The following is a 12550-nucleotide window of genomic DNA, read 5'->3' as shown; positions in this document are numbered from 1 at the left end:
AGTGCTTATCTATAAATAGCCATGATTTTGTTCAAGACAATCATAGCGGCCGCCAAGGTGTTGAGTGCAATATACGAGAGGTCCGTCTTCTCGTATCGTGGTATTAATTTGCGAAATCGATTGAACCATGAATGCGCCAACTCAACGACCCACCGTCGTGCCTTGAACGATGGATCCCTTTCGATCAATTTTTTCTCTTCGCCTCGTGGGCGGATGTGGGGGATGAATCCATGGGACAAAACGGTATCCTCCTTGCCCACATATGCTGCATCAAGACAGAGATTTTGCGGAGTATCCTTGTGCTCTGGGGCAACCACTCTATTGTTCAGTAGGGAGTCAAGAAAGACGCTATCGTGCCGATTGGCTCCGCTGACGACGAGTGACAAGGGGACGCCATTCTCGTCGACCAGTAAATGTCGCTTGGTCCCATTTTTTTCCCCGATCCGTCGGGTTTGGGCCGATGGATTCTTTCGCAAGCGGCGCCTCGATGTTCGAGCCGTCGGCAGCCTCCCAGAGCCAGGCGATACCTTCCATGGCATCGTATTCAGCCAACCCGCGTTGCCATATGCTCCGAAATACTCCCGCCCTTGCCCATTGCTGAAATTTTCGGTGAACCATGGCAGAGCTGACTCCTTCAAATTTCTCCCGCGGCAAGGCATTCCATATGATTCCTGTCCTCAGGACGTACACTATCGCGGAGAAAAAGAGTCGGTTCGAATATTTTGGCTTTCGGCCTCCGCCCGGCTTGCGGGCATATTCTTTTCCATTTTCGCGAGGATCTGTGGGGATCAACGATTCGACGATCGCCCAGAATGCATCCGAAATTTCCCAGGTTTTGATGCGTGCCATTTCTGCCTCCATTGCTTGATTTTCAACGGAATATGAGCCAATGGCGGGAAAAATGCGAGTAATTTATTCGTAGATAAACACTTAGCAGCGGAAAAGTCCGCTCCGTTCACTGCCCGGTGGCATCGAGCATGCCGGCTTGGGCGAGCGAAGGGTTCCGTCGATCATTCCATGGTCAATGGATTCAGCTTCATTGACGAACGGCCTGTTGCCGAAGCAGCGGAAGCGGTCGTGGCCTCGGTTTCAGCCCGGGCGATTTTCTTCGCAGGCTTCTTGACCGCGCCGGTTTCGGGCTCCGTCGAAAGGTTGAACTCCTTGTCCTTGACCGCGCCTTCCTCGGGCCACTGCAGGTCAAGCGAGGGGATCAGCTTGCCGACCCCGTTGAGAATCCTATAGTCGGCATACAGGCCATCATGCTCGGCCGTGACCAGCTGCCGGGCGGAATCGATGCGCTCGGCTTCGGCGTCGAGAACGTCGAGCAGGGTACGTTGGCCGATGTTCCATTGCTTGGTGTAAGCGTTGGCGGTGCTGGCGGCGAACTGCAGGCGCTGCCGGAGGTAATTGATTTTCTTTTGGGAGGCTTCATGGGCCTGCCAGGACAGCCGGATGGACTCGACCACCTGGCGATAGGTGTGGTTCTTGATTTCCCGGGCCTCGTTGATCAGATGCGCGGTCTCGTTTTTCCGTGCCTCGTCCCGCCAACCGTTGAACAGATTGTAGCGCAGACGAAGGAAAATGCGCAGATCCTCCCGTTTGTCGCCATCGTAATAATCGCTGAGATAGGTGTCTTCTTCCCAAACCTTGTCCGCTTCCAAGTCAACGATCGGCATGAAGGGGCTTTTGGCCACTTCGTCCTGCTTGCGCCGGGCTTCAAGGTCGGCCGCTGCTGATTTGAGCTGGGGATGATTGGCGATGGCAAGCCGTTCGGCTTCTTCGCGGCTTGCGGGCAGCATAGGCGCGGGATTGTCCGGACGAGTCAGCTCCAAGGGCGGGTTACCGATCACCGCATTATAGTTGGTTTGGGCATCGAGCAGCCCCTGTTCGGCAACCACGAGATTGGAAAGAGCCAGGTTGAGACGGCTTTGGATCTGATCCATATCGGCAAGCCGGTCCACCCCTGATTCGCTGCGCAGCTTGATTTGGTCGGCGATGCGCTGGTGCAGGGTCAGGTTCTCCTCGGCCAGATCGACAATGGCCTGGCTTTTCAGGACTTCCAGATACACATTCACCGCCTTGAGCGCGGTGCTGTCCGCCGTGCTGCGGACGATATACGCCTCGGACTCGACCCGGGCCTTTTGCCGGGCCACCTCGTTCATGGTGGAAAGGCCGGCGAAAATGTTCTGGCGCACCCCGATTTTGACCTGCTGGGGGCTGAGATCGTCGTCAAACGGTTTGTCGACGTAGTCCCTGCCGGTTCCCGCCTCGAAGTTCACTGAGGGAAAATAGTCGGCCTTGGCCTGCCGGACCTCTTCATCCCTGGCCAGCCGGTTGTGGGCCACCGACCGGACATCGGGATTGCTGGTGATGATTTGGTTGACGGCTTGCTGCAGGGTTTGAGCGTGGCCAGGTTTGTCGGCGATCTGGACGCCTCCAACCAACAACAGCGCGAAGACGGAGCAATACTTTTTGAGTACCATAACGATTCCCTCAGGCAGTTAAATAAAAACCAATAGACATGACATATTCGTAATTTTCTCTCTATAGCTGATATCGACCAGATATGGGAGAAACTTTTTAGGGAATGGGAATTTTTTTTTGGAAAGAGGAATTTTATGGCGGGGAAGACGGTTGTTCGGCGTTGATTTCCACTTGGAGGGCCTGGGCAAGTTCGTGAAGTGAATAGGGTTTTTTGACAAATTGGCTAATGCCGAGTTCCATGGCCCGTCCGATGTTCTCGGCGTTGGAGTAGCCGCTGGTGATGATCGCTTTCTGGCCGGGAACGTGGCGCAGGATACGTTCGTAGGTCTCGCAGCCGTTGATGCCGGGATCCATCATCATGTCGAGGATGACCAGATCCACCGGCGTGTGCTTGATATATTCGATGGCCTCTTCGCCCGACTGAGCGGTCAGGGGGTGGTAACCAAGCCGGGCGAGCAGGCGGCTTGCGATTTCGCGTTGGCTTTTCTGGTCGTCCACCACCAGAATTTTTTCTCCGTTGCCGTGGTGGAGGCTGAGGACCTGTATGGGTTGGACCGGCCGGGGCGCATTGAGTTTACTGGTGGGAAAATACATGAAAAATAGAGAACCCTTGTCGCTGCTTGCCACATCGAGGAAACCGCCATGGTCATGGACCGTGTTCCAGACCACCGCCAAGCCGAGACCGGTGCCGCTGCGGCCCATCACCTTTTTGCTGTAGAAGGGGCTGAAGATCTGCGTGATGTCCTGGGGAGAGATGCCGGGTCCGTCGTCCTCCACTGAAATCATGACATAATCGCCCGGTTCAATGGGTTCGTAACCGAGGTAGGGGGCGGTGAAGCGGACATTCTTGGTGGAAATGGTGATCCGCCCTTTTCCCTGGATCGCTTCGGCGGCGTTGTTCATCAGGTTCATGATCGATTTGGCCAGGTGGATGGCCGAGCAGTTGATACTGTGGAGCTTGCCTTCCAGATAGGGGGTGATTTGCACCTCGGGGAAACGCTGGCACAGCTCTTTGGCCTCCACCGATTTCAGGTAATCGGCGATGATGTCGTTGACATTGTGCGCCTCTTTCTTGCAGGTGGCGCCGCGGGCCACAGTCAACAGGTCGTTGACCACCGCCGCCGCCCGCTTGCCGGCCTCGCGGATCATCAGCAACTCTTCCCGGTATTGAAAGGTGTCGCCCAGGTCCATGAGCAGCAGTTCCGGGTAGGTGATGATGCCGGCCATGATATTGTTGAGGTCGTGGGCAACGGAACTGGCCATCAGGCCCAGCGACTCCATGCGCTTGGCGTCGGCGAGCTTTTCCATCAGCGCGATCTTTTGCTGCATGGCGATTTCGCTGTCGGTGACATCGCGGATGGCGGCCACCTGCACCTGCCGGCCCAGGTAATCGATGTGTTTGACCCTGAATTCGACGGGAAAAGTGGCGCCGTCCTTGCGTATGCCCCGTGCTTCGAACGGCCCGACGGGATCGGATTCGGCCGGGGCGTTCATCAGGCGGATGGTGTTGCGGTCCAGGAGAAGATCGAAGATTTGTCTGCCCAGCAGCTCGCTTTCCTGGTAGCCGAACATCTTGCACAGCTGGTTGTTGGCCAGCAGCAACTCGCCCCGGTCGTAGATGATGATGCCTTCCCAGGTCGCATGGGCCAGCTGGCGGAACCGCTTTTCACTGTTTCGCAGATCCCGTTGGAGTTGCTTGTGCTGGATGGCGCGGGCGATGGTGCGGATGAGGCTGTCCGGCGGGCAGGGCTTGCGGAGAAAGTCGTAGACACCCAGCCGCAGGGATTCCACGGCATTGTCGATGGTGGCGTTGCCGGTGAGGATGACAATGGCGGTGTCGGGATGTTCAGTGCCGATCAGGGCGGCGATGTGGTTGCCGCTCATGCCCGGTAGGTCCATGTCCACCAGGGCCGCCGCGTAGGCACTGCGCTGCAGCTGCCTAAGCGCCTCCTGGCCCGAGTGCGCGATGTCAACCCTATACCCTTCGGCCTTCAGCAGAATGGCGAGGCTGTTGCAAAGGTGTACTTCATCGTCGACAACAAGGACAGAGAGTGGCATCGGATAGAGTGCTTCTTTCGCTGATGTTTATTGGTATTATGCAAAAAAACAGGCGGTTGAACACGTGGCGTCATTCAAGCGCGTTTCCAGGTAAAAGTCCACTGAAAAATGGAATTTTTCCAATGGAGACAAGGTTTTCAGGCCGGTAGAGCCAGCGTGAAGACAGTCTGTCCGGGTTGCGACCGGTGGCTGATGGCACCGCCGAGCCGGTTGGCCAGCTTGCGGACGATGGCCAGGCCGAGTCCGCCATGGTTGCCGCCTTTGGTCGAGGTGCCGGCCATGAACAGGGTCGCGTCGATGCCGGGATCGATGCCGGGACCGCTGTCCATCACGGATATCAGGACGGAGCCGTTGTTTTCAACCGCTGTCCGGACAACGATCTGTCCCTGTCCGTCCACGGCGTCCACGGCATTGCCGAGCAGATTTTGCAGGATCTGGCTGAGGCAGTGACGATCGGTCACAATCGACAGGGGTTGGGGCCAGGGCGCGTAGGAGAAATCGATGTGGCCCTTGGCAACGGCGGCGAGCTGAAACAATCGCAGCGTTTCCTCGATCAGTCGGTGAATATCCAGCGGCTCCGGCCGGATTTCGTCTTGCTCCTGGGCCAGGTTTTCCAGTCCCAGGGTAATGCGGCCAAGGCGCTCCAACTCGTTGTCGAGAATGGCCAGTTCATCGCCGACAGGCTCGCCTTGCGCGCTTTTCCTGCTGAGGATATGGAGGTAATTGCGCATGGTGGCCAGGGGATTGTTGATTTCGTGGGCGATCTTCCTGGCGGCCATGGTCGCGGCCTGCATCCGTTCGGCCGCGACCCGCTCCGTCTGAATCGCGCGTGCCCGCTCCATGTACATGCAAATGGCCGCATGGTTGGCCAGGAGCCTGAATGAGGTCCATTGACCGTTGAAATGGCCGAAGGTCTTGGCAGACAGGCCGATGAGCAGCAGCCCCAGCGTTTCCTGGCGATACACCATGGGGATGGCCACCATGCCCTCGGTTCCGAGCAGATGCAGCAGTTGGGTGTCGAGCAGGCTGAGAGCGGGTTTGCTTTCGCCCTTTGTCCCGAAGGAATGGAGCAACTGACCGGTGTGGGCAGCTTTGCCGGGCAGACTATGGGCATACCGCTGCGGAGAAAAAGCCAGGCCTTCCATGGTCCGGGCCAACCTGTTGTTGGGCGAAACCATGGCGCGTAATTCGCCGCTGTTCCGGTCCAAAATCATGACCAGGCACGCCTCTTCATTGAAGAGGATGCGCAGGCCCTGTTCCACCACGGCCACCATTTGGGCGGTGTCTTCCGTTCGGCTCAGATTGTCGAGTAGGCCGCTCATCTGGGCGATTTCCCGGGTACGGCTGATCAGGCCGATCGATGTTTCCCTGTGGGTTTCCTGGCTCGCCGGCTCCTGGTCGTGGGAACTTTTGGCGCTGCGCGGAATGTGGATACCGAACTGGTCGGCCAGTTCCTCGACCTGCTCATCCACTCCTTGGTACAGTTCGGCAACCTGGTCGCCGGACAAACTAAAGAGGCGCTCGGCCGCATCCAGGCAAACCTGGTCGCCGGCGCTGCCATGGCTCAATAAATCGGCAAGGCAGGCAATCCTGGTCAGCGGCAGGGCCTGCTCGACCTGGTCGAGGGGATGGTGATGATAGCGGATGGCATCCGCGAGCAGGGGCGGCAGGTTCCACTGTTCGCAAAGCCAGGCCCCGGCCGAGCAATGGTTGATCTGGAACTTTTCTTCCTCCAGAAAGGCCAACCGGCCGTTGTGGCACCGAATTCCCTTGAGCAGAAGCGGGGCGTACTTGCCGGGAAAAGCCATCCAGAGCAATAACTTGCCGATATCGTGCAGCAGGCCGGCCAGATAGGCTTCCGAGGTCTCCGGGTAACCGGTGGCAACGGCGATATTGCGGGCCAAGAGGGCGTTGACGAGGCTGTGGTGCCAGAAGCGGTCGACCGACAGCAGGCCATTGCTCTCCACCCGGCGAAACACCTGTTGCACGGACAGGCTGATCGCCAGGTTACGGATCGCGTCGCCACCGAGATACACTACTGCCTGCTCGAGATTGATGAAGGGGCGGCGGGCACCGATAAAAGCGGAGTTGACCAATTGCAGCAACTTTGCACTAATGGCCGCGTCTTTGTCGATGATATGGGCAATATCATGAAGATCAATCTCTGCTTCATGGCATTGATCGATCAACTGAACCAAAATCTGCGGCATGCTCGGTAAATTGCCGGAGATTCTGAGTGTATTGAAAACAGAGTCCACAGGGGCCATGAGTAGATATGATGAGTTGGTGAAAGCAACTCTTGTAGGATGGGTGATAATATTTTGTATAGCAGAGCGTTGGAGAAAAATCCAGCCGTTGCGGCAGAATGAATCGTTATTTTTTTGTTAGTTTTTTTTCATGCGATTCGTCCGTTTGGGCTCAAAGTTCTTTTTTTCCTGCGGAAAGCATAGGTTAGCTGTCATGATCTTGCTGTTTATTGGTGTGCTCGACTGCGACAGCCCCTGGAGCGGCAGGGCGAACACAATTCGCTTGCCCCTGCCGACCGCTTCCGGTAGGAAGAGGCATAACGACACTTACAGGGATTGCTCCGGGCCGCCTTCTGCGACCGGAACCCCCGAATGGCAAAGAGGTGGACAATGCAGGTCAATGGGCAGGCGTATCGTTCGATTTGGCTGGCAGCGGATGGCGTGGGAGTGGAAATCATCGACCAGACCCAGCTGCCGTTCCGTTTTCAGGTGGTGCGGCTTGATCGGTTGGAGGACGCCGCCGAGGCGATCAGCCGGATGCTGGTGCGGGGCGCGCCGCTGATCGGCGCCACCGCCGCCTACGGCCTGTGTTTGGGGCTGCGCCGGGCGACCGGTTCGCAGGCATTGGCAGAGATGGCGAGCCGGTTGATCGGCTGCCGCCCGACGGCCGTCAATCTGCGCTGGGCAGTGGAGCGGATGCTGCGCTGCCTGCTGCCTCTGCCCGAAGAGCAGCGGCTGGCCGCGGCATATCGAGAAGCCGGGCGGATTTGCGAGGAGGATGTGGTCACCAACCAGGCCATCGGCCGCCATGGCCTCGGCCTGATCAGCCAACGCTGGCATGAAAAGCAAGAACCGGTCAACATCCTCACCCATTGCAATGCCGGCTGGCTGGCCACCGTCGACTGGGGCACGGCCCTGGCCCCGATCTATGCGGCCGCGGCCGCAGGCATTCCGGTCCACGTCTGGGTGGATGAAACCCGCCCCCGCAATCAGGGTGCCAGCCTGACCGCCTGGGAGTTGGTGGCCGCGGGCATCCCCCACCATCTGCTGGTCGACAATGCCGGCGGGCATCTCATGCAGCATGGCCAGGTCGATCTCTGCATCGTCGGCACCGACCGGACCACGGCCAGCGGCGATGTCTGCAATAAAATCGGCACCTATTTGAAAGCCCTGGCCGCTCGCGATAACAACGTGCCCTTTTATGTGGCCCTGCCGGGATCGACCGTGGATTGGACGGTGCACGACGGAGTGGCGGAAATTCCCATCGAGGAACGAAGTGAGGAAGAGGTTCTGCGGGTGCAGGGAGAGGACGAGAACAAAACAGTGCGGACCGTGGCCATCGCGCCGGCCGCCACCCCCGCGGTCAATCCGGCCTTCGACGTCACTCCGGCCCGGCTGGTGACCGGCTTGATCACCGAGCGCGGCGTCTGTCTGGCGAGCCGCGACGGATTGCGCAGCCTTTACCCGGAGCAGGGGCAATGATCGGGGCGGCGGTGCGGGAACAGGTGCTGGCCACTGCCCGGGCCATGAACGGCCATGGCTTGAACCAGGGGGCCTCGGGCAATGTCAGCGCCCGCGATGGCAAGGGGTTCTGGATCACGCCGTCGGCCCTGCCCTACGGCCAATGCACCCCCGAAGACATGGTCTGGCTGGATTGGGCCGGCCAGGTGAAGGGACGGCGCAAGCCTTCGTCCGAATGGCGGATGCACACCGACATCTACCGCGCCTACCCCCAGGCCGGGGCCATCCTGCATGCCCATAGCCCCTATTGCACGACCCTGGCCTGCCTGGAGCGTCCCATCCCGGCCTTCCACTACATGGTGGCCATGGCCGGCGGCGATTCGATCCGCTGCGCTTCCTATGCCACCTTCGGCACCCAGGCGCTGTCCGACATGGCGATCGAGGCGTTGCGCGACCGCTCAGCGGCTCTTCTGGCCCATCACGGCATGATCTGCTACGGTGCCGATCTCGATCGGGTCTTGGCCCTGGCCATCGAGGTGGAGACGCTGGCCCGGATCTATCTCCAGGCCTTGGCAGTGGCCGAACCGCCGGTGCTGCCGGCCGAAGAAATGGCCGAGATCCTGTGCCGGTTCAAGGACTACAGGCCGTAGGCCATCCCGTCAGCGCAAATAGAGCAGGGCGCCTATCTGGTAGATCGCCACGGCCAGAACGAAGGCGAAGATGGTGTTGAAGAGCATGGAGAAGGCCGCCCATTTCCAGGAACCGGATTCCCTGGCGATGCAGACCACGGTGACGAAGCAGGGCGAGTAGAACATGATGAACGCCAGCACCGCCAGGGCCACCACCGGGTTCCAGTTGGGATCTTTGTTCAGCCGCTCCTGGAGCGAAACGGTTTCTTCCGGATCGACCTCGCCCAGCGAATAGGCGGTGCCCAGGGTCGAAACGATCACTTCCTTGGCGGCAAAACCGCCGATCAGGGCAATATTGGTCCGCCAATCGATGCCCGCCCACCGGCTGACCTGTTCCAGGGTAACGCCGATCCGTCCGGCAAAGGAATTGCGCAGCTTTTCCTGCGCCTCTTCCGTCTTGATCCTACCCAGTGCCTCCGCGAGTCCCGCCTCGTCCGCGGCCATGGTCCGCTGCGTTTCCTGCCGCAGGCCAGTGTAATGGGCGGCCCGGTTGTCCGGCAATTGGGGATAGGTCATCATTGCCCAGATCAGAATGGAAATGCCGAGGATGACCGTGCCCGCCTTCTTCATGTATTGCCAGGTGCGTTCCCAGGTGTGGATCAACAGTCCTTTCAGGGTTGGGAAACGGTAGGGCGGCAGTTCCATGACAAAGGGGGTGGAGGCGCCCTTGAGCACGGTCAGCCGCAGGATTTTGGCGACGCACAGGGCGATGAGCCATGCGGCCAGGGTGGCGAGGAACATGTAGCGGGCTTGGTGGTCCGAGAAAAAGGCGCCGATCAGCAGGGTGAGGACCGGCAGCTTGGCGCCGCAGTTCATGAAGGGGACGGTCAGGAGGGTGGCCATTCGCTCCTTGGGCGAGCGCAGGGTGCGGGCGGCCATCACGCCAGGCACGGCGCAGCCGCCGGCAATGCCGCCGGAGATGATGAACGGCATCACCGAAGAGCCGTGCAGGCCGAAAAAATGGAAGATGCGGTCCATCATGAAGGCGACCCGGGCCAGGTAGCCCGAGTCTTCGAGCACAGCGATCCCGAAAAACATGAACATGATGATCGGCACGAAGCCGAAGACCCCGCCGACTCCGTCGATCACGCCCGAGATGATCAGCGACTTGAACGGGCCGTCGGGAAGGAGCATGTCGACCCCCTTGCTGACCAGGGCAAAGAATTCGGTCAGCCACTCGACCGGCACCGAGCTGTAGCTGAAGGTGAAGGTGTACAGGCAGTACAGGACCCCGGCCATGATCAGCGGGCCGAGGACGCGGTGGGTGACGACTTTGTCGATCTTGTCCGAGGCGTACAGCCGGTCGGCGACAAATTTGCGGGTGACCACTCCTTGGTGAATGATTGACTTGATATATCCGTACCGATGGTCGGCGATCACCGCCTCCGGGTACACCCCGAGGGTATGCTGGAGATGCTGGCCGATGGTCCCGCAACGGGCGATCAGCCTCTTGCCGGCCTCCGGGTAGGTCTCCATGGTTTTGTCGACGATCTGCTCGTCGTTTTCCAGCAGCTTGACGCCGAGCCAGCGTTGGGGATAGACCGCGGTCAAGTCGGCGCAGGCCGTGATATCGGGCGTCATGTCGGTCAGGGCTTGGTCAAGGTCCGCACCGTAGCTCAGAAAGGCCGGTTGCGGCCGAATGCCGGCGGCGGCAACCGCCAGGACCGCGTCGAGCATCTCCTCGACCCCCTTGCCGGACCGGGCGATGATCGGCACCACCGGCACTCCGAGCCGGGCGCTCAATTTCTCGGCATTGATGGTCACGCCGCGTTTTTCGGCCACGTCGATCATGTTGAGGGCGATCACCAGCGGCACGCCCAATTCCAGGAATTGGCAACTGAGATAGAGGTTGCGTTCCAGGTTGGAGGAGTCGACCACATCGACCACCACGTCGGGCCGTTCGTTGATGAGAAAATCCCGCGCCACCAACTCCTCGACCGAATAGGCGGTGAGCGAGTAGGTGCCCGGCAGGTCGATCACCCGGACTTCCTTGCCTTGATGCAGGCAGTAGCCTTCCTTTTGCTCGACCGTGATGCCGGGGTAGTTGCCCACATGCTGGCGGGCGCCGGTGAGATGGTTGAACAAGGTGGTTTTTCCGGCATTGGGGTTGCCGGCCAGGGCGATGGTGAGGACTGGTTCCATAGGGTGCGGAAGGGGGGCGTCGGTTCGGGGTTCAGACGAAGGGTAAGGTGGTCAGGGGGTGCCAGGGACGACACTGCCAGGCGGATCAAAGGCAGCGGTCATGGTTTGTGCATGGGAAAAGGATTGTTTGCCGTCCGGGAAGGGGCGTCGCAGCCGGAACAGCCGCAGCCGCAGGAGCCGGTTTCGGCATTGCGCCATGAGCGCCACAACCGCCGTCCCGTAAAAAACGCGGCCAATGCCACGGCGAGAATGACCAGGATGTCTTGCATGGTTCACGCTCCAGCGTGCCGGGCTCCCGATCGGTACAGGGCCGGAGTGTCGTTGTAACTCGGATTGCCCGCCAACCGTAGGCGTCCGCTCAGAGCGGGGCCACCATGATGGCGGAGGCGGTCGGGGCGTCCAGGCTGATGGTGCCGCCGTTGACCTTGATCATGCAGTGCTGGCCGCCTCCCTTGCAGAGCAATTCCAGCTCGGAGCCGGGAAGAACGCCCAGGGTGGCCATGCGGGCGCAGGTCTGACGGTCGCCGGTGACGGCGCAAACCCGCATGCGGCTGTTGCAGCACGATTCGGGCAAGGGCGTTGCCGTTTGCAGCACCCGTTTTCCGCACCGTTTGCGCCGTTTGCACAACTTTTGGATGTCGCTGAGGAAGCGGCAGGAAATTTCGGGTTGATCCTCGTTCATGCGCGTGCCGAGTACCGGCGAAAATCAATCGGGCCACCAAGGGGGTTCACGAGGCGCATTGCACGGAAAATTCCGTGAAACCATGCTGCCTGGAGAACGGACAGTCTGTGTTAGGTACACCAAACAATAGGTGCTGTCAACAGCTTTGCCAAGCCGGAAGGACAAGGGACGTTTTTTTTCGGCGCGAAAAGAAAAAAAGACGATCGGTCGGCAGGAAGGGATGCGGGAGGGAAAGAATCCCGCACCCTTTTGAAAAATTTGATTACCATCGAACCTCAGCAGAGCTCGTTTGCCGGCAATCGGCGGTGTTCTTGACGCTCCGGCAAGCCGGTCGAGCAAACGAGATCTCTCACTGCGTTCGAGATGACCATGTGGCCAGCGTTATTCTTGTCGCAAACGTCCTTTGTTGGTCGTTTCGACGAACGCAGTAAGGAGAAGTCACAAGAAGTTTCAGCAGAATACCCTCCTGGATAAAATCAGCTGAATTTGAGTGGTCATCAGTTTGAAAAAAGAGGGCCGTCGGGGTCGTCGAACCGGAGATGCGATCAGGTGGAGACGTCCACTTCGATGTAATCGGCCTCGTTGTTGCGCAGGGTCAGGGTGCCGCCCATGACCCTGAGCGCCACCGGATCGTTCAAGGGCGCCCGTTGCTTGATGGTGATTTCCGTGCCCGGAACCAGGCCCATTTCGCGGATGCGGCGGCCGAGTTCGCCGCCCACCTTGACGGCGACGATGGTACCGCTTTGATTGATGGCCATTTTGCGCAGGTTGACGATCGCCATGGTCGC

Annotated in this window: 10 protein-coding genes; 2 read left to right on the top strand and 8 right to left on the bottom strand. The window is 59.5% G+C overall.

Annotated features, from left to right (window positions below; all coding sequences use genetic code 11):
* Positions 1-5: 5 nt before the first annotated feature.
* From RMR13_RS03975 to RMR13_RS03960, 4 genes are all read right to left on the bottom strand, one after another.
* A protein-coding gene (locus tag RMR13_RS03975) for an IS5 family transposase (protein WP_409070256.1) occupies positions 6-849 on the bottom strand; the annotation gives its coding sequence in 2 pieces (ribosomal slippage) (positions 6-434 and positions 436-849; 843 coding nt in all).
* Between the two features lie 161 nt (positions 850-1010).
* Positions 1011-2483, bottom strand: coding sequence for a TolC family outer membrane protein (locus RMR13_RS03970; RefSeq protein WP_310599344.1), 1473 nt, complete (start codon positions 2481-2483; stop codon positions 1011-1013).
* Positions 2484-2616: 133 nt separating this feature from the next.
* Positions 2617-4542, bottom strand: a complete 1926-nt coding sequence (locus RMR13_RS03965; RefSeq protein ID WP_310599343.1) for a response regulator — start codon at positions 4540-4542, stop codon at positions 2617-2619.
* 137 nt (positions 4543-4679) lie between these two features.
* On the bottom strand, positions 4680-6752 hold the full coding sequence (locus RMR13_RS03960; RefSeq protein ID WP_310599342.1) for an HDOD domain-containing protein: 2073 nt from the start codon (positions 6750-6752) through the stop codon (positions 4680-4682).
* A gap of 426 nt (positions 6753-7178) precedes the next feature.
* Between RMR13_RS03960 and mtnA the strand changes: the two genes are divergently transcribed.
* Positions 7179-8270, top strand: coding sequence for an S-methyl-5-thioribose-1-phosphate isomerase (mtnA, locus tag RMR13_RS03955; RefSeq protein ID WP_310599341.1), 1092 nt, complete (start codon positions 7179-7181; stop codon positions 8268-8270).
* Positions 8267-8899, top strand: coding sequence for a class II aldolase/adducin family protein (locus RMR13_RS03950; RefSeq protein WP_310599340.1), 633 nt, complete (start codon positions 8267-8269; stop codon positions 8897-8899). Before mtnA ends, RMR13_RS03950 begins: the two co-directional genes overlap by 4 nt.
* 9 nt (positions 8900-8908) lie before the next feature.
* On the opposite strand, the gene feoB is transcribed toward RMR13_RS03950, so the two are convergent.
* From feoB to RMR13_RS03935, 4 genes are all read right to left on the bottom strand, one after another.
* Positions 8909-11080 (bottom strand): ferrous iron transport protein B, encoded by a 2172-nt coding sequence (feoB, locus tag RMR13_RS03945; RefSeq protein WP_310599339.1) that lies wholly within the window; start codon positions 11078-11080, stop codon positions 8909-8911.
* 98 nt (positions 11081-11178) lie between these two features.
* A complete protein-coding gene (locus RMR13_RS15365; RefSeq protein WP_409070255.1) occupies positions 11179-11349 on the bottom strand; it encodes a FeoB-associated Cys-rich membrane protein in 171 nt (56 codons plus the stop codon).
* Positions 11350-11438: 89 nt separating this feature from the next.
* Positions 11439-11762: a ferrous iron transport protein A gene (locus tag RMR13_RS03940; protein WP_310599338.1), complete on the bottom strand. Its 324-nt coding sequence runs from the start codon at positions 11760-11762 to the stop codon at positions 11439-11441.
* A 545-nt stretch (positions 11763-12307) separates the two neighbouring features.
* Complete coding sequence (locus RMR13_RS03935) at positions 12308-12544, bottom strand: FeoA family protein (protein ID WP_310599337.1); 237 nt, start codon at positions 12542-12544, stop codon at positions 12308-12310.
* Positions 12545-12550 lie beyond the last annotated feature (6 nt).

Origin of the sequence: Desulfobulbus sp. (assembly GCF_031547805.1) — a bacterium.
In the GTDB taxonomy this organism is placed as follows: domain Bacteria; phylum Desulfobacterota; class Desulfobulbia; order Desulfobulbales; family Desulfobulbaceae; genus Desulfobulbus.
Note: the sequence above shows the minus strand (reverse complement) of the source record. Positions and strands in the feature narration are given on the sequence as shown.

What these genes read in the sequence shown, in the direction of transcription:
- RMR13_RS03970 (WP_310599344.1), bottom strand. Translation starts at nt 2,483, where the DNA reads ATGGTACTCAAAAAGTATTGCTCCGTCTTCGCGCTGTTGTTGGTTGGA.
- RMR13_RS03965 (WP_310599343.1), bottom strand. Translation starts at nt 4,542, where the DNA reads ATGCCACTCTCTGTCCTTGTTGTCGACGATGAAGTACACCTTTGCAAC.
- RMR13_RS03960 (WP_310599342.1), bottom strand. Translation starts at nt 6,752, where the DNA reads ATGCCGCAGATTTTGGTTCAGTTGATCGATCAATGCCATGAAGCAGAG.
- mtnA (WP_310599341.1), top strand. Translation starts at nt 7,179, where the DNA reads ATGCAGGTCAATGGGCAGGCGTATCGTTCGATTTGGCTGGCAGCGGAT.
- RMR13_RS03950 (WP_310599340.1), top strand. Translation starts at nt 8,267, where the DNA reads ATGATCGGGGCGGCGGTGCGGGAACAGGTGCTGGCCACTGCCCGGGCC.
- feoB (WP_310599339.1), bottom strand. Translation starts at nt 11,080, where the DNA reads ATGGAACCAGTCCTCACCATCGCCCTGGCCGGCAACCCCAATGCCGGA.
- RMR13_RS15365 (WP_409070255.1), bottom strand. Translation starts at nt 11,349, where the DNA reads ATGCAAGACATCCTGGTCATTCTCGCCGTGGCATTGGCCGCGTTTTTT.
- RMR13_RS03940 (WP_310599338.1), bottom strand. Translation starts at nt 11,762, where the DNA reads ATGAACGAGGATCAACCCGAAATTTCCTGCCGCTTCCTCAGCGACATC.
- RMR13_RS03935 (WP_310599337.1), bottom strand. Translation starts at nt 12,544, where the DNA reads ATGGCGATCGTCAACCTGCGCAAAATGGCCATCAATCAAAGCGGTACC.